15 protein-coding genes, 1 tRNA gene and 2 pseudogenes are annotated in these 15,719 nt (G+C 63.1%); 15 read left to right on the top strand and 3 right to left on the bottom strand.

Features of this window, described 5'->3' with window-relative positions; all coding sequences use genetic code 11:
* Positions 1–141 precede the first annotated feature (141 nt).
* The 9 genes and pseudogenes from ACX5I4_RS07915 to ACX5I4_RS07955 all read left to right on the top strand — a co-directional run bounded on the left by ACX5I4_RS07915 (position 142) and on the right by ACX5I4_RS07955 (position 8,462).
* A pseudogene (locus ACX5I4_RS07915) lies at positions 142–1,028 on the top strand (segregation and condensation protein A).
* A pseudogene (gene scpB / locus ACX5I4_RS07920) lies at positions 985–1,649 on the top strand (SMC-Scp complex subunit ScpB). Before ACX5I4_RS07915 ends, scpB begins: the two co-directional pseudogenes overlap by 44 nt.
* A 167-nt stretch (positions 1,650–1,816) precedes the next feature.
* Positions 1,817–3,082: a pseudouridine synthase gene (locus ACX5I4_RS07925; RefSeq protein WP_461836198.1), complete on the top strand. Its 1,266-nt coding sequence runs from the start codon at positions 1,817–1,819 to the stop codon at positions 3,080–3,082.
* A 3-nt stretch (positions 3,083–3,085) separates the two neighbouring features.
* Positions 3,086–4,192 (top strand): prephenate dehydrogenase, encoded by a 1,107-nt coding sequence (locus ACX5I4_RS07930; RefSeq protein WP_461836199.1) that lies wholly within the window; start codon positions 3,086–3,088, stop codon positions 4,190–4,192.
* Positions 4,192–4,905: a (d)CMP kinase gene (gene cmk, locus ACX5I4_RS07935; protein WP_461836200.1), complete on the top strand. Its 714-nt coding sequence runs from the start codon at positions 4,192–4,194 to the stop codon at positions 4,903–4,905. The genes ACX5I4_RS07930 and cmk overlap by 1 nt, the downstream gene beginning before the upstream one ends.
* Positions 4,906–4,930: 25 nt before the next feature.
* Positions 4,931–5,560 carry a lysophospholipid acyltransferase family protein gene (locus ACX5I4_RS07940; RefSeq protein ID WP_461838677.1) on the top strand — a complete coding sequence of 210 codons (630 nt, stop codon included), beginning with the start codon at positions 4,931–4,933 and terminating at the stop codon, positions 5,558–5,560.
* An 80-nt stretch (positions 5,561–5,640) separates the two neighbouring features.
* Positions 5,641–7,191, top strand: coding sequence for a ribosome biogenesis GTPase Der (gene der, locus ACX5I4_RS07945; RefSeq protein WP_461836201.1), 1,551 nt, complete (start codon positions 5,641–5,643; stop codon positions 7,189–7,191).
* 127 nt (positions 7,192–7,318) lie between these two features.
* A tRNA-Pro gene (locus ACX5I4_RS07950) sits at positions 7,319–7,395 on the top strand.
* A gap of 770 nt (positions 7,396–8,165) precedes the next feature.
* A complete protein-coding gene (locus ACX5I4_RS07955; RefSeq protein ID WP_461836202.1) occupies positions 8,166–8,462 on the top strand; it encodes a zinc ribbon domain-containing protein YjdM in 297 nt (98 codons plus the stop codon).
* Positions 8,463–8,570: 108 nt separating this feature from the next.
* On the opposite strand, the gene ACX5I4_RS07960 is transcribed toward ACX5I4_RS07955, so the two are convergent.
* Positions 8,571–9,017 carry a MarR family winged helix-turn-helix transcriptional regulator gene (locus tag ACX5I4_RS07960; protein ID WP_461836203.1) on the bottom strand — a complete coding sequence of 149 codons (447 nt, stop codon included), beginning with the start codon at positions 9,015–9,017 and terminating at the stop codon, positions 8,571–8,573.
* Positions 9,018–9,187: 170 nt separating this feature from the next.
* On the opposite strand from ACX5I4_RS07960, the gene ACX5I4_RS07965 reads away from it, so the two are divergent.
* Positions 9,188–10,411 (top strand): MFS transporter, encoded by a 1,224-nt coding sequence (locus ACX5I4_RS07965; RefSeq protein ID WP_461836204.1) that lies wholly within the window; start codon positions 9,188–9,190, stop codon positions 10,409–10,411.
* Between the two features lie 49 nt (positions 10,412–10,460).
* Here the strand turns inward: ACX5I4_RS07965 and ACX5I4_RS07970 are convergent, their stop codons facing one another.
* Positions 10,461–11,357 (bottom strand): DNA-formamidopyrimidine glycosylase family protein, encoded by an 897-nt coding sequence (locus ACX5I4_RS07970; RefSeq protein ID WP_461836205.1) that lies wholly within the window; start codon positions 11,355–11,357, stop codon positions 10,461–10,463.
* Between the two features lie 163 nt (positions 11,358–11,520).
* Here ACX5I4_RS07970 and gcvH point away from each other — a divergent pair, with 163 nt between their 5' ends.
* From gcvH to ACX5I4_RS07995, 5 genes are all read left to right on the top strand, one after another.
* Positions 11,521–11,907, top strand: coding sequence for a glycine cleavage system protein GcvH (gene gcvH / locus ACX5I4_RS07975; RefSeq protein WP_234753789.1), 387 nt, complete (start codon positions 11,521–11,523; stop codon positions 11,905–11,907).
* A gap of 141 nt (positions 11,908–12,048) precedes the next feature.
* The gene (locus ACX5I4_RS07980) at positions 12,049–12,528 is read left to right on the top strand and encodes an FHA domain-containing protein (RefSeq protein WP_461836206.1); all 480 of its coding nucleotides are present in this window, start codon (positions 12,049–12,051) and stop codon (positions 12,526–12,528) included.
* A 20-nt stretch (positions 12,529–12,548) separates the two neighbouring features.
* On the top strand, positions 12,549–13,265 hold the full coding sequence (gene ftsR / locus ACX5I4_RS07985; RefSeq protein WP_461836207.1) for a transcriptional regulator FtsR: 717 nt from the start codon (positions 12,549–12,551) through the stop codon (positions 13,263–13,265).
* Positions 13,265–13,768: a bifunctional nuclease family protein gene (locus ACX5I4_RS07990; protein ID WP_184739384.1), complete on the top strand. Its 504-nt coding sequence runs from the start codon at positions 13,265–13,267 to the stop codon at positions 13,766–13,768. The genes ftsR and ACX5I4_RS07990 overlap by 1 nt, the downstream gene beginning before the upstream one ends.
* Before the next feature lie 241 nt (positions 13,769–14,009).
* Positions 14,010–14,603 (top strand): MerR family transcriptional regulator, encoded by a 594-nt coding sequence (locus ACX5I4_RS07995; RefSeq protein WP_461836208.1) that lies wholly within the window; start codon positions 14,010–14,012, stop codon positions 14,601–14,603.
* Between the two features lie 163 nt (positions 14,604–14,766).
* On the opposite strand, the gene ACX5I4_RS08000 is transcribed toward ACX5I4_RS07995, so the two are convergent.
* Entirely contained in the window at positions 14,767–15,585 is an 819-nt protein-coding gene (locus tag ACX5I4_RS08000; RefSeq protein WP_461836209.1) for a ParA family protein, read from the bottom strand.
* Between the last annotated feature and the right edge of the window lie 134 nt (positions 15,586–15,719).

The raw sequence follows: 15,719 nt of genomic DNA on the forward strand, positions 1-15,719 counted from the left end.
CCACTCACCCCAGCGGCCCCGCCCGCCCAGATTGGCCAGCTCGCACAGTCTGGTGACGCCCCGCCGTCGTCCCCTTCTGTAAACGGCGCGGACGACGCCGGTGCCTCGCCCACCACACGGAAGGCCGGCTTTGAGGTCCGGCTGGCGAACTTCACAGGCCCCTTCGATCTCCTGCTCGGCCTGATCTCCAAGCACAAGTTGGACATCACCGAAGTTGCGCTGGCCACGGTCACCGACGAGTTCATCAAGTACATCCGGCGACTGCAGGAACTGGGGGAGGACTGGGCCCTGGACGAAGCCAGCGAATTCCTGGTCATCGCCGCGACACTGCTGGACCTCAAAGCCGCGAGGCTCCTGCCAGCGGGCGAAGTCGAGGATGCCGAGGACATCGCCTTGCTGGAAGCCCGGGATCTCCTCTTCGCCAGGCTCCTGCAGTACAAGGCTTTCAAGCAGGTGGCCGCGATCATGTCCGGAACCTTGGAATCGGAAGCCCGGCGTTTCCCCGGCAAGTCGCCCTGGAAGGGCACTTCGCGGCACTGTTGCCCGAACTGATCTGGCGTCATACGCCCGAGCAGTTCGCGGCCTTGGCGGCCAGGACCTTGGCGCCGAAGGACAAGACGCCCGAGGAAGTCGGGCTCGACCACCTCCACGGAACGCCTGTCAGCGTCAAGGAGCAGGCCGAGATCATCGGGTACCGCCTGCAACGCGGCCTGCCGCAGTCCTTCAGGGCGCTGATTGCCGACGCGGAGTCCACCCTGGTTGTCGTGGCCCGGTTCCTGGCCCTTCTCGAACTGTTCCGCGACCGCGTAGTGGCCTTTGAACAGCCGGGGCCTCTGGCCGAACTGACGGTGCGATGGACCGGGCGTCCCGAAGGCTGGAGCAGCGACAATTTGAGCGACGAATACGAGTCCGGGCCCGTTGTAGCTGAGACGGACACTGTCGTTGAAACCGGTACCGACCAGACCGACAAAAAGAGGAGCCGCTGTGAGCGAGCAGGAAACAGGCGGGGACGGCCTTGCCGAGCTTGAAGCCCTACCCGGTGGCGCCCGCGCGGCTATCGAAGCCGTCCTGATGGTGATCGACGAACCGGCCACCGCGGAAGAGCTCGCTGCCGGGCTCAACGTGACGGTCGCCGTCGTCGAGGACTTGCTGGCGGGACTGCAGCAGGAGTATAGCGGCTATACTGTTAAAGCCCCGGGCAGGGACGCTGATGACTTGCACACCCATGCAAGTGTCTGCGCTACACCCCGGGGTTTTGAGTTGCGGAACGTTGCCGGAGGGTGGCGGATCTATTCGCGTGCGGAATTTGCCGACGTCGTGGGCAGGTTCGTTCTCGAAGGCCAGACCGCGCGGCTGACGCAGGCAGCCCTCGAAACCATGGCGGTCATTGCGTACCGGCAGCCGGTTTCCAGGGCCAGGGTGTCGGCTATCCGCGGCGTCAATGTCGATTCGGTCGTCCGGACCCTTGTCCAACGCGGGCTGATCGAGGACTCAGGAACCGATCCTGAGTCGGGGGCCATCCTTTACCGGACTACCTCGTACTTCCTCGAGCGCATGGGCATTGGCTCGGTGGCGGAACTGCCTCAATTGTCCCCCACCTTCCGGGGCTGGAGGGCATCGAGGAGTTCTTCGACGCCGAACGTATGTAGTCGTGGGACACAGGTGCGGCCGTAGGCAAGGCAAAACAACTCAATATTGCAAGGATCTACAAATGCCCGGCTAGTAGCGGGCAGAGTTCACACAGGGCAGATATCCTCTGTCCGGCTGGCTAATGTTGAGAAAGAACAAGCCGGCCACCATAACAAAAGGACGGGTCATGACACAGGCGGGACGCCAGGGTTCACCACGTAATAGTTCGGGACGAAACGGTTCCGGACGCAACGAGTCGCAGGACTCAGGCCGCAGCAGCGCAGGCCGCAGTGGCGCCGGCCGTACAGGAGGCAGCGGCTTCGGTGCCGGCCGGGGTGGCGCAAGCCGTGCCGGTGGCGCCTCCGGAGGCAGCAAGCGCAGCTTCTCCCCGGGCGGAGAACGCCCCTTCAAGCCAACTCGTCCGCGTGAAGAGCGCCCCTTCGACCCGGACAACCCCACCACGGCTGGCGGCTACGAACGCCGTGAAGACGCCGGCCGCCAAGATTCCAGGCCGGCCAAGGCACCGCGCAAGCCTGGTTCGAACAAGCCCGGCTTCGGCAAGGCCCCGGGCACGCCCGGTGCGTTGAAGCCCAAGGCCAGCAACAAGAAGCAGTACGCTTCCCGCGCCTTCGGGAGTGAGCGCTTCGGCCAGAACCTTGGACCGATCCGCAAGCCGCGCGGACGCCGCGGAGAGGTGGCGCAGTCCGAGCAGCACGACGCCGATGGCGTGCGCCTGCAGAAGGTCATGGCCCAGGCCGGCGTGGCTTCCCGCCGCGTGTGCGAGGAAATGATCCAGGAAGGCCGCGTCGAGGTCAACGGCCAGCTCACCACCGAGCTTGGCATGCGCGTGGACCCGACGTCTGCCGTGATCCACGTCGACGGCATCCGCATCCAGCTCGATGACACCATGCTCTACATGGTCTTCAACAAGCCCAAGGGCGTCGTCTCCACCATGGAAGATCCCGAGGGCCGTCCCTGCATCAGCGACTTCCTGAAGTCCTCCAAGAACAGGGGCGAGCGTCTCTTCCACGTCGGCCGCCTTGACGTCGCCACCGAGGGCCTGCTTCTGCTGACCAACGACGGCGAACTCGCCAACCGCTTGACGCACCCCTCCTACGAGGTGCCCAAGACGTACCTGGTACAGGTACGCGGCCCGTTCCCGCAGGGCGTCGGTGCGCAGCTGAAGGCCGGCATCGAGCTCGAAGACGGCATCGCTTCCGTCGACTCCTTCAAGCTCGTCGACTCCACTCCGGGCCACGTGCTGATCGAGGTTGTGCTGCACTCCGGCAAGAACCGCATTGTCCGCCGTTTGTTCGAAGCCGTCGGGTTCCCCGTGCTGCGGCTCGTGCGCGTCAAGATCGGTCCCATCGGCCTGGGAGACCAGCGCCAGGGCAGCATCCGCAACCTCGGCAAGCAGGAAGTCGGACACCTCCTGGCCTCCGTAGGACTGTAAGGCATGTCGGCATTCCACTCGCACGGCCGGGGCCATCTTGACGGCCCGGTGGTCGTCTTCGGCACCGGACTGCTCGGAGCCAGCATCGGTCTCGGCCTGCGTGGCCGGGGTGTCTCCGTGTTCCTTTCGGACCCCTCGCCAACCAACCAGGCCGTAGCCGTGGACATCGGTGCGGGCAGGCCATTGTCGGAGCTCGAGGGCTCTCCCCAGCTGGTTGTCGTCGCGGCGCCGCCGGACGTGACAGCCGACGTCGTCGAGCGTGCCCTGGGCGAATACCCGGAGGCCGTTGTTGTGGACATTGCCAGCGTCAAACTGGCAATCCAGGCCGACCTTCGGGGTCGCGGAGTGGACATGTCCCGCTACGTCGGGACGCACCCGATGGCGGGGCGCGAGAAATCGGGGCCCGTCGCTGCCCGCGGCGAGCTCTTCACCTCCATGCCCTGGGTTCTTTGCCCGTCCGACGAGACCAGCGCCGATGCGCTTCAGACCGCGCGTTCCCTGGCCGGTGACCTGGGGGCAATAGTTTCCCAGTTCACGGCGGAGGAACACGACGAAGCCGTTGCTTTGGTATCTCATTTGCCCCAGGTGATGTCTTCGCTTCTCGCCAGCCGCTTGCAGGGAACACCGCTTCACGCGCTGTCCCTCGCCGGCAACGGGCTGCGGGACACCACAAGGATCGCCGCCAGCGATCCCACCCTCTGGGTGCAGATCCTTGGCAACAACGCGGCCAAGATGGTGGATATCCTTCATGGTGTCCGTGAAGACCTCAACCGTCTGATCGGTACCTTGGAGGATCCCACCGCCCCCGGCGCCCGGCTGGACCTTGCCCAGCTCATCAGCGAGGGCAACGCGGGGCAGGCCCGGATCCCGGGAAAGCACGGCGGACCCCCGCAGGCATATTCATGGCTTACAGTTCTGGTAGACGACAGGCCCGGGCAGATTGCCAGGCTGCTGACGGAGATCGGTGAGATCGGCGTCAACGTCGAAGACCTCCGCCTGGACCACTCTTCCGGGCAGAACGTGGGCATGGTGGAGCTATCCGTCATGCCCAATAAGCATGACCTCCTTGTTGAAGCCTTGACCGACCGTGGATGGCGGGTACTCCAGTAATGACACGTGAACTTTTCGGCCCGGAGACCGTGGTACGCCCGGGCAAGCCTCTCGTGGTCGCCATCGACGGCCCGTCCGGCTCCGGTAAGTCCAGCGTCAGCAAGGAAGTTGCCCGACGCCTGAAGCTCGCCTACCTGGACACCGGTGCGATGTACCGTGCGTTGACCTGGTACTGCCTCAAGACCGGCATCGACCTCACGGACGGTGCCGCCGTCGAGCAGGCCTCAAAGGATCTGCCGCTGGAACTCAGCACCAGCTCCAACATCGAATACGTCAGCGTTGCCGGAGTGGACATCACGGAGGAAATCCGCGAGCCCAGGATTTCGTCGTCCGTCAGTGCAGTGGCAACCACCTTGGGTGCCCGCAATGAGCTGATTCGTCGCCAGCGCCAACTGATCGAACAGCACCACCGCCGCATGGTGGTGGAAGGGCGGGACATCACTACCGTCGTCGCACCCAACGCGGAGGTCCGCATGCTGCTGACCGCAAGCGAGGAAGCCCGGCTGCGGCGCCGCGGCCTCCAGCTCGGCGGAACGCAGAGCAAAGAGCAACTCGCCGCCCAGGTGATCCACCGCGACGCCAAAGACTCAACTGTGGTGAACTTCACCCAGGCGGCCGACGGCGTCGTCACCCTTGATTCCTCGGACCTTGACTTCGAGGAAACTGTCGAAACGGCGCTGAGCATTGTGGGCAAGGTCATTTACGGTGACTGAAACCCGCCTCCCGGCACGCTGGACCATGCTCTGGAGCCGGCCTGTGGGCTGGCTGTTGGATCATGTCCTGTACCGGACCGCAATCACCGGGCGCTCCAATGTTCCCAAATCCGGTCCGGTCATTTTCGCGGGCAACCACATCAGCTTCCTGGATGGGCCGGTGATGTTCGGCGCTGCTCCGCGGCCCATGCACATCCTGGTCAAGAAGGAGATGTTCAAAGGATTCCTGGGACGGGTGCTGCGTGCCTCGGGGCAGATTTCCGTCGACCGTTCAGGGGACCGCGCGGCGCTCCAGCTCGGAAAGCAAGTGCTCGACGCCGGCCGTTGCGTCGGGATTCTCCCCGAAGGAACGCGGGGGAGCGGCACGGCCGGCAGCATCAGCAATGGAGTTGCGTGGCTCGCCCTGATGTCCGGAGCCACAGTCATTCCCGTGGCGATCCTCGGAACGCGGATCGGCGACGAACACCGTGACTACATTCCCAAGCCGCGCCGCCGCCTGCAGGTCAGTTTCGGAGCTCCCTTCAATGTGACCCGCAGAAATGGCGAGTCGGGGCGTGTTTCAATGGACAGGGCGGCTGCGGAGATCCGCGCTGCGCTGGCTGGACACGTCCAGGATGCCGTCAAAACCACCGGTCAGTCCCTTCCTGGGGACTAAATGAACCGGCCCACAGCCAATGCAGCACCGCCAAGAAGAAGTAGCCGGGACGCCGGCAGATCACCACTAAGGAAAGTGCAATGAGCGATACGACTCAAAAGTCCGGCAACATCGGAGCCGGCGACGACGAATACACGCCCACCGGCACCGACCAGGTGGCTGAGAACCTTGCCGCCCTGGACGACGATGAAGCCGAACTCCGCGCAGCCTCCCTCCGGGCAGGCCTGGAAGACTATGACCTCGACGAGGACGACGCCGCCCTTCTGAGCGGGCTCTACGATGACGAAGGCGAAGACGGTCCACTCAAGCTTGACCCGGTACTGGCCATCATCGGACGCCCGAACGTCGGCAAGTCCACCCTGGTGAACCGAATCCTCGGCCGCCGCGAGGCTGTCGTCGAGGACACCCCGGGAGTGACCCGTGACCGCGTCATGTACTCGGCGCACTGGAACGGCCGCAACTTCACGCTGGTGGACACCGGTGGCTGGGAGCACGACGCCAGGGGCATCCACGCCCGCGTCGCTGAGCAGGCCGAGATGGCCGTGGAACTCGCTGACGCCGTGCTCTTCGTAGTGGACTCCGCCGTCGGCGCCACCGCGACGGACGAGGGCGTCATGAAGATGCTGCGCAAGTCCAAGAAGCCGGTCATCATGGTGGCCAACAAGGTCGATGACTTTGCACAGGAAGCCGACTCGGCCGCACTCTGGGGCCTTGGCTTCGGCGAGCCGTACCCCGTGTCCGCCCTCCACGGACGCGGCGTTGCCGACCTCCTGGACCACGTCATGGACACGCTGCCCGAGTTCTCCACGGTGGAAGGCGTTGAGCGCTCCGGCGGTCCCCGCCGTATTGCCCTCATTGGCCGTCCGAACGTCGGCAAGTCCTCGCTGCTGAATAAGCTGGCCGGCTCCGAGCGCGTTGTGGTTGACACCCTCGCCGGGACTACCCGTGACCCGGTAGACGAGTTCATCGAACTTGGCGGCCGCACGTGGCGCTTCGTGGATACCGCAGGAATCCGTCGCCGCCAGCACATGGCCCAGGGTGCAGACTTCTACGCTTCCCTGCGTACGCAGGCTGCGCTCGAAAAGGCGGAGGTTGCCGTCGTGCTCCTCGCCGTTGACGAAGTCCTCAGCGAACAGGACGTCCGCATCCTCCAGCTCGCCATCGAGTCGGGCCGCGCGTTGGTGCTCGCGTTCAACAAGTGGGACCTGCTCGACGACGAACGTCGCCGGTACCTTGAGCGTGAAATCGAGCAGGACCTGGCGCACGTGGAGTGGGCGCCGCGCGTCAACATTTCCGCCAAGACGGGCTGGCACAAGGACCGCCTGGTGCCCGCCCTGGACCTCGCCTTGGAGAGCTGGGACAAGCGCATCCCCACGGGACGCCTCAACGCGTTCCTGGGCGAGCTCGTGGCTGCCCACCCGCACCCGGTCCGTGGTGGCAAGCAGCCCCGTATCCTGTTCGGCACCCAGGCATCCAGCCGTCCGCCGAAGTTCGTGCTGTTCACCACAGGCTTCCTGGACCCCGGATACCGCCGGTTCATCACTCGCCGCCTGCGCGAGACCTTTGGCTTCGATGGCACGCCGATCGAGGTCAACATGCGCGTCCGCGAAAAGCGTGGCAAGAAGCGTTAATTGAGACGCGCATCACACCCGACACCGGCGAAGGTGTCATTGTGAACCTCGAACATCGTGTAAGCTTTTTGAGGTGGTTCGGCCGGACTGCTTAGGTGAAAATCTAGGCGGAGAACGGCAGAACTGACGGGCTGTAGCGCAGCTTGGTAGCGCACTTGACTGGGGGTCAAGGGGTCGCAGGTTCAAATCCTGTCAGCCCGACCAAAAAGCCGTGGGAACTCTAGGGTTCCCACGGCTTTTGCGTTTAAGCGTTGGTGTGGCAGCGAGTGCGCGTTGGATTCTGCTTTTCGGATGGGATCGTCGGTGCTCGGATGTCGGATTCTGCTCAATCACTCGAATGGATAGAATCCGGATCCGCGGGATCACGGGACCGGCAACTTCGGCGAAGAGAGTGATCCAGCAGAATCGACGCAGCCCCCACGTCTTCTTTTCGAAACCGGTGGGTCCCGCGATATCGGCGCATCAGCTTGGCCGAGTCATTCGCCGGATACCTACGAAAAGGATCAGCGTCAGGTAGATCCAGACAGAAGAGAAGACGCTCAACCCGGTCTGTTGACTTGCGGTCAGATGCAAGGGTTCGGCGAAGAGTGTCGGCATTGCACGCGCTGCCAGCCCAGGTAGAGCGCAGACTGTCATCAGTGCGATAAGCCTGGGCGAGCGAAGATACATGCTGACGAGCAGCCATCCCAGAGCGAGCCCCCATAGCGGCAATTGCACGGTTCACGCACCACCTTTCGATTTCTTGGGCATCGGCAATCTAAGGCCGACATCTGCCATCTAGGTGCTCAAACCCATGAAATAGGTGGTCCAAGCGGTCGATCTAGGTGTGCAATATCCAGTGATCTAGCGGTTCCTGTGAAGCGTCTAGGTGTGCCTGGGTCTCCGGCTAGGTGCAGGACCACCCCCGTCTATCATTGAACGGTGAGCGAAACCCTTCCCCTTGCCCTGAATGCGCCAGTGAATACACCTACGAGATGGGCGCCCTGCTGGTTTGCCCCGAGTGTGCCCACGAATGGTCGCCGGCCGTATCCGATGAAGCGGAAGCCGAGTCAGCGCAGATCAAGGACGCCGTCGGCAACGTGCTCGCAGACGGTGATACCGTCACCGTGATCAAGGACCTCAAGGTCAAGGGGAGCGCTACCGCCATCAAGGTCGGCACCAAGGTCCGCAACATCCGCCTCGTGAACGGCGTCGGAGACCACGACATCGACTGCAAAGTGGACGGCTTCGGACCCATGCAGCTCAAATCCAGCGTCGTCAAGAAAGTCTGACGCCGCCGAAGGCAGCCACCTGTCCCAGTAGCAACAAAACCCCGCCGCTCCATGGAAGGAGTGGCGGGGTTCGTCGTTTCAGCACGCGCCTCACGCGCCAAGCCGTACCTAGACCCCCTGCAGGGCCCCCAGTGCCTTGACCAGCGGCTCAAGCTCCGGCACCAACTCCGCGGCAGCCAACGATTCCGCCAGGGTTTCGTCGTGCACAGGCCTGGCCGCGAGCAGCAGTTTCTGGCCTGCCTCGGTGAGTTCGGTGTATATGCCGCGCCGGTCGTCGGCGCAAAGGATCCTGGTCAGCAGCGCACGGTCCTCGAGCCGGTTCACCAAGCGTGTCGTCGCGCTGCTGGAAAGAGCCGTAGCCCTGGCCAGCTGCTGCATGCGCATGTGCCAGCCGTCCTGGCGGCTCAGCGCGTCCAGCACGGTGTACTCGACCACTGAAAGATCCGCGGCCGACTGCAACGCCTTCTCCAGTGCTGCCTCGATGTTGCCGTGCAGGGCAGCGAGAGTGCGCCACCCCTGTGCACGCACCTCAACGGCGTCGTCCTTGATGCCCATGTCTGCCGTAACTCCTGCCGATTGATGAAGAAACCAGACGCGCAAAGTAGTTGCTTGCGCAATTACATGGCGTGTGCAACTATATATACAGCGTCTGCAACTAATATTCTACGGTTCTCGGCGACGCACTTCCAGTCTCACGGGAATCCATCCCCACAAAGGAGCACAACATGCCTGCAGGGTTGATTGCCCTTGCCCTGGGCGGATTCGGCATTGGCTTGACCGAATTCGTCATCATGGGCCTCTTGCCCGAGATTGCCACCGACTTCGGAGTCAGTGAAGCAGCCGCCGGCTGGTTCATCACCGGCTACGCACTGAGCGTCGTTGTCGGCGCCCTCCTGGTTACAGCGGCCGTAACGCGCTTGCCCCGTAAGCCCGTGCTGATCGGACTTCTCGTTCTGTTCATCGCCGGCAACTTCCTCTCCGCCATCGCTGACAGCTACCCGGCCATGTTGATTGGGCGTGTTGTTGCCGCCCTCTGTCACGGAGCCTTCTTCGGCATCGGCTCGGTCGTCGCAGCCAGCCTGGTCCCGGCACACAAGAAGGCCGGTGCGATCGCCATCATGTTCACGGGCCTCACTGCCGCCAACGTGCTCGGAGTGCCCTTCGGAACCTTTCTCGGCCAGAACCTCGGCTGGCGTTCCACCTTCTGGGCCATCACTGTCATCGGCGTTGTGGCACTCGTCGGCATCGCCCTCATGGTCCCGCGCACCAAGGACGGCGACGCTAACAGCAGCCTCCGCAGCGAGCTTGGTGCTTTCAAATCCGGACAAGTGTGGCTCTCCATCATCGTCACCATCCTGGGCTTTGGCGGCATGTTCGGCGCCTTCACCTACATCGCCTTCACCCTGACCGAGGTCTCCGGCTTTGATCCCCATTCCGTCCCGTGGCTCCTGGTCCTGTTTGGTGCCGGGCTGTTTGTCGGCAATATCGCCGGTGGCAAAGCGGCCGACAAATCCATCGACAAAACCCTCGTGGTCATCCTCGTGGGCCTGGTGCTGGTGCTCGTGTTCTTCGCACTCACCGCCGCGAGCCCGGTGGCCACCCTGTTCTCGCTTGCGCTCATGGGCGGATTCGGATTCGCCACAGTGCCGGGCCTGCAAATGCGCGTCATGCACTTTGCCACCACCGCGCCCACCCTCGCCTCTGGCGCGAATATCGGCGCCTTTAACCTAGGCAACGCCCTGGGTGCCTGGTTGGGCGGCGTCACCATCAGCCTTGGCCTGGGTTACACATCGCCCATCTGGGCTGGGGCTGTCATCACCGTCGCCGCCCTTCTCGTGATGATCGCCGCTGCTGTGGCCGCCAGGCGCGGGGGACCAGCGCAGGCTGCTTCCGCGCCGCAAGCAGCGCCCGACGTCGTACGCGAACCGGAGGAGGCACCGGTCGCCTAAGCGCAACACAAGAGGGCCCGCCACAGGATTGTGGCGGGCTTTCTCCGAATCAGGCGTCGTCGCTCGAGCCGCGCTTGGCCAGGATCTCGCCGATGGTCTGGCATGTGGGGCAGTACTGCATCGAGGTACCCACGAACGTAACCTCCCGCACGGTGTCCCCGCAGACCGGGCAAGCCTCTCCAGTCCGGCCATGCACGCGCATGGAGGCTTTCTTGGCCGGCTTCAGCTCGTCGGGCTTCTTGTCCGAGAACTCCCGGACCGCGCCACTGAGAATATCCTTCATCGTCGTGAAGAGACGCCCCACAGCGTCCGGATCCAACGAAGAAGCGATGGCGACGGGAGACAGCTTCGCCGCATGGAGGATTTCGTCGCTGTAGGCATTCCCGATACCCGCGATGAGCTTCTGGTTTTTCAGGATCCCTTTGATCTGCTGCCTGTTCGAGAAAAGCCTGCTGAACTCTTCCAAGCCAAAACCCGGGTCGAGGGGGTCAGGGCCCAATTCTGCGATGCCATGGACCTCAACAGGCCCGCGAACGATGAACATGGCCAATCCTTTCCACGTTCCGGTGTCGGTAAGGGTGACACTGTAGTCGTGGCCGTCATTCGAAAAACCCAGTTGTGCGGCGAAGTAGCCTCCCGCGTTGGTGGCTTCGGCGCCGGGTGGTTTGTCTGAGAACTGCAGCCAGCCGCTTTTCGCGAAATTGACGATCAAGTACAGAGGACCTGCTCCGCCCCGGGACGCTTCAACGGAAGGGGCGATCTTGAAAGCAAGGAATTTTCCCTGCCGACCCACGGAATCAATCCTCCGCCCGATCAGCAATTCATAGGGAGCATCCGCAACCTTCAGGGCGAACGCCGATGGCAGCAGTAACTGAGTGAGCTGTGCGCCGGATAGCCGCTCGTCCAAGAAATCGGTCAGGGCAGTGAGTTCGGGCAGTTCCGGCATGATCGCGCTCCTTCGACGGCGTTGCAGGACTGTGCGGCTCGGGCCTGGTTCCAATCATCCCAGACACCTGTGGGGAGGAGGGCTGGATGTGCTTATACTTTCAGCGGTGGCCGGATGACCGGGCCGCCGTCGTGGTCCGAAATGTCCCGATGAAAGGCGACTCATGAGCAACATTCCTGCCGATCTTTCCTACACCGCCGAACATGAATGGGTGAGTGCCCCGAATGCAGACGGCGTCGTGCGCGTCGGCATCACGGACTTCGCCCAGGATGCACTCGGCGATGTCGTCTACGCCCAGCTGCCCGAGCCCGGCACCACCGTGAAGGGCAACGATGTCGTGGGTGAAGTCGAGTCCACGAAGAGCGTGAGCGACATCTACGCCCCGGTCAGCGGCGAAATTGTCTCCCGCAACGACGCTCTCGACACCGACTCTGCCCTGATTAACTCGGATCCCTACGGTGACGGCTGGCTGTTCGAAGTAAAGCTTTCTGAAGCTGACGCCATCGAGACCCTTCTCAGTGCATCAGAGTACGAACAACAGGTAGGCTAAAAGGTATCTGGCCCGCCAAGCCGGTTCTCCCCGGAACAGGGGAGCGGCGGCGGCGGGCCAGCGACCTGTTTGGCCCGGGGGAACCGGGCAGTTGCGTAACCGGCAGTTGGTAACAATTGCTGGCGGATGAGGAGGATTTCCATGGTTGGCGGCAAGCGGAACCACGCCCGGGACGAGCACGGTGCTGTAGAACAGCCAACCTCGGAGACCACCTCAATCCAGCTCACGCCCGTGCGCCACCACGAGCAGGATGTCCGCCCGCCTTTGGCAGCCGAGGAGCGCGCGGCAGTCCAAGCCTTGCCCCCAGGTTCGGCATTGCTGATTGCCCACAGCGGCCCCAATGCCGGTGCGCGGTTCCTCCTGGACTCGGACACCACCACGGCTGGCCGCCACCCGGATGCGGACATCTTCCTTGATGACGTGACGGTTTCGCGCAAGCATGTTGAATTCGTGCGCACTCCCGAGGGTTTCGAAGTGGTGGACACGGGGAGCCTCAACGGCACCTATGTCAACCAAGACCGGGTAGACAACGTCCTGCTTAAGAACGGCAGCGAGGTCCAGATCGGGAAGTTCCGCCTCACCTACTACTTGAGCCCTGCCCGCGCAGCAGGCCAAGACTGATTCCGGGTACGCCTGTGGCAATGGCCCAGCCGGAACGGCGCGGACCGCAGGTCCTCAACATCGGAGAGGTCCTCGCTCAACTCAGCGACGACTTTCCCACCATGACGGCGTCCAAGATCCGTTTCCTTGAGGAAAAGGGACTGATCAACCCGAAGCGCACTCCTGCCGGATACCGGCAGTATGCCGAGAGCGACGTCGAGCGTTTGCGCTTCGTGCTGGCGCTCCAGCGCGACCAGTACCTGCCGCTCAAAGTCATCAAGGACTATCTGGACGCAATAGACCGAGGCGAGCGTCCCGAAAACCTTCCGCCCGGCGTGTCGGTTTCCCCCCGGATAGTCTCGGACGAACTGGCCGCCGAACTGCAGGGCCACGCACGCGCCTTGAGCGAGGAACAGCTCCGGACCGAATCCGGAGCCAGCGTCCCGCTTTTGCAGTCCCTCCTCAGCTTCGGGTTGATCAGCCACGTCAATGGAAAATTCGACGAACACGCCCTCCAAGTGGCGCGGGCATGCGTCCAACTTGAGAGCCATGGACTTGAGCCCCGGCACCTCAGGCCCTTCCAAGCCGCAGCCGAACGTGAATTCGGCCTGGTGGAACGGGTCGTTGCTCCGCTGACCTCCCGCAAGGATGCGGCATCGCAGTCCCGGGCTGCTGAAGCCGCCCGCGAAATCAGCGAACTCTGCCTCACCCTGCACCGTGCCTTGGTGCAGGACCGTATCTCCCGTATGGACGCATGATGATCGAGGTCGAGATTGTTGGCGTGCGGATTGAACTGCCTTCAAACCAGCCTCTGGTTCTCCTGCGGGAGATGCACGGGGAACGCCATGTTCCCATCTGGATCGGCACACCCGAAGCCAGCGCCATCGCCTTGGCCCAGCAAGGTGTAGTACCGCCTCGGCCCATGACCCACGATCTCCTGATCGACGTCGTTGAGGCCCTCGGCCACACGATCATCAGTGTGAATATTGTGGCGGTTGAGGACAATATCTTCTACGGTCAGCTCCAGTTCGACGACGGCACGGTGGTCAGCTCCCGTGCGTCCGACGCCTTGGCGCTTGCCTTGCGGGCGAAATGCCGCATCTGGTGTGCCGATGCTGTGATGGATGAAGCCGGTGTCCGGATCACCGAACACGATGAAGGCGAAGATACCGAGCCCGGCCCCGAGGTTGACGAAGAACGCGAATTGCGCCGTTTCCGGGAGTTTTTGGACGACGTCGAGCCCGAGGATTTCGAAGGCTGAGGGCTACCTAAGGTTAAAGTTGAGGGTGAAAGTTTCGACACGACCTGAAAATGGTTCGAACGTCTTTGACCTGAGGCCTCGGCACGCCTAACGTCGAAGGTATCAAGTTCTCGTTGCATCCGGGACCCGCGCAAGTCACACTGAAAGGTGCGGACGCGTTGAAATTACACGACTGCATTTCCCTTTCGTGTTGGCCGCCGTATGCACCATCCCCAAGGGAACTTCTGACAAGGAGGGTCACGTGAGTCCCAAAGGCGAAGCAGGCGAGCTAAAGCAGGCCTCGGCAGGCGTTGCTGTCCCCGCAAGCGGTGCCCAGGGTCTGCTTTTCACCGAGGACCTTCCGGTCCTGGATGAAGACGCCGGCTACCGCGGTCCCACCGCGTGCAAGGCAGCAGGGATCACCTACCGTCAGCTGGACTACTGGGCGCGTACAGGACTCGTCGAGCCCGCGGTGCGGGGCGCAGCTGGCTCCGGATCGCAGCGGCTCTATGGTTTCCGGGACATCCTGGTCCTCAAAGTCGTCAAGCGACTCCTGGACACAGGCGTGTCCCTCCAACAGATCCGCACAGCCGTCGAGCATTTGCGCGAACGCGGAGTGGAAGACCTGGCCCAAATCACGCTCATGAGCGATGGCGCGAGTGTTTACGAATGTACTTCAGCGGACGAAGTCATTGACCTGGTCCAGGGAGGCCAAGGCGTATTCGGCATCGCAGTTGGCCGCGTGTGGCGTGAAGTCGAGGGCAGCCTCGCTGCCCTCCCGAGCGAACACGCCGCAGAACAGTCCTTTCCGGACGACGAACTGAGCAAGCGCCGATCAGCGCGCCGCACGGGCTAAAACGGTGCGCCATACGGGCCGACCCACCGTCGGGATCCCCGCGTAGGCCACTGAAGACCGATGAAGCCGCCTTCCAACAGGAAGGGCGGCTTCATTGCGTTTCACGCCAGGGACGCAACCGTTCTCCCCAATGACGCAGCTTTGTGGAGCCGGCGCAGAACCTTTAGCGCTGGCGGCGTTCCCGCGTGCCATTGCCTGAGGACATCATGTTCTCCAAGAGGGTGTCAAACAGCTTGGCCGTGTTCTTGGCTGAATCCCCGGGCCAATGATGCACAGCGTGCGCCGCACCCTGGATTTGCTGCCAGTTCGCCTGCTCCGGAATATGTGGCGCCAACAAAAGGTCACCGAACATCGATTCCATCTCAGCGAGCCGGAACGTGTGCTCGGACGAGGCAGGGCGGACCCGGTTGGCCACAATGCCCGCAGGGGCCAGCTGGGGAGCGAATTCCTGGCGGAACAGTTGGATTGCACGCATGGTGCGTTCGGTGCCGGCTACTGAGAAAAGCCCGGGTTCGGCAACAAGCACAACGCGGTCACTGGCGCTCCAGGCCATGCGGGTCAATCCGTTGAGCGAAGGCGGGCAATCCACAAGCACCAGCTCATACTTTTCGGCCGGGGCAAGGACGGCAGAGAGCCGGCGGAGATCGCGGCGTCCGAGGTCCGGCCGATCGTAGATTCCGGTGTAGGCGGATCCGACGGCGACATCAAGGGCCGTCCCTCCGCCATTGCGGCGTGCCTGTTCAACCCAGCCGCTGCTGACCACGTTGTCCAGGAGCCTGGCCTTGCGGGGATTCTTCAGCATGCGGCCAATGTCGAGCTGGTCGCTGGCCTGGACGCCGAGGGCTGTGGTGGCGTCGGCGTGGGGATCCAGGTCCACAACAAGGGTCGGGATGCCTGCGGCCAGTGCGGCCGAGGCCAACCCAGTGGTTACGGATGTCTTTCCCACGCCGCCTTTAAGGCTGCTGATGCTGACTACTTGCACTTGAAAACCCAAAACCTAACGCCGGTTGCCGTGTCGCGGTGCTTGCGTTCCGGTTGTGCCGGAACCGGGGCTCTGCCGCCGCCCTTCAACATCATATGTTGAGTGGCCGCCGAATCCTGCCTTATCAGCCCTGA

The sequence above is a fragment of the Arthrobacter sp. MMS24-S77 genome, assembly GCF_054888235.1.

Excerpts from the sequence above, each read along its gene's own strand:
- gcvH (WP_234753789.1), top strand. The coding sequence starts at position 11,521 with ATGAGCAACATTCCTGCCGATCTTTCCTACACCGCCGAACATGAATGG.
- ftsR (WP_461836207.1), top strand. The coding sequence starts at position 12,549 with ATGGCCCAGCCGGAACGGCGCGGACCGCAGGTCCTCAACATCGGAGAG.
- ACX5I4_RS07960 (WP_461836203.1), bottom strand. The coding sequence starts at position 9,017 with ATGGGCATCAAGGACGACGCCGTTGAGGTGCGTGCACAGGGGTGGCGC.
- der (WP_461836201.1), top strand. The coding sequence starts at position 5,641 with ATGAGCGATACGACTCAAAAGTCCGGCAACATCGGAGCCGGCGACGAC.
- cmk (WP_461836200.1), top strand. The coding sequence starts at position 4,192 with ATGACACGTGAACTTTTCGGCCCGGAGACCGTGGTACGCCCGGGCAAG.
- ACX5I4_RS07990 (WP_184739384.1), top strand. The coding sequence starts at position 13,265 with ATGATCGAGGTCGAGATTGTTGGCGTGCGGATTGAACTGCCTTCAAAC.
- ACX5I4_RS07940 (WP_461838677.1), top strand. The coding sequence starts at position 4,931 with ATGCTCTGGAGCCGGCCTGTGGGCTGGCTGTTGGATCATGTCCTGTAC.
- ACX5I4_RS07970 (WP_461836205.1), bottom strand. The coding sequence starts at position 11,357 with ATGCCGGAACTGCCCGAACTCACTGCCCTGACCGATTTCTTGGACGAG.
- ACX5I4_RS07930 (WP_461836199.1), top strand. The coding sequence starts at position 3,086 with ATGTCGGCATTCCACTCGCACGGCCGGGGCCATCTTGACGGCCCGGTG.
- ACX5I4_RS07980 (WP_461836206.1), top strand. The coding sequence starts at position 12,049 with ATGGTTGGCGGCAAGCGGAACCACGCCCGGGACGAGCACGGTGCTGTA.
- ACX5I4_RS07965 (WP_461836204.1), top strand. The coding sequence starts at position 9,188 with ATGCCTGCAGGGTTGATTGCCCTTGCCCTGGGCGGATTCGGCATTGGC.
- ACX5I4_RS07955 (WP_461836202.1), top strand. The coding sequence starts at position 8,166 with ATGGGCGCCCTGCTGGTTTGCCCCGAGTGTGCCCACGAATGGTCGCCG.
- ACX5I4_RS07925 (WP_461836198.1), top strand. The coding sequence starts at position 1,817 with ATGACACAGGCGGGACGCCAGGGTTCACCACGTAATAGTTCGGGACGA.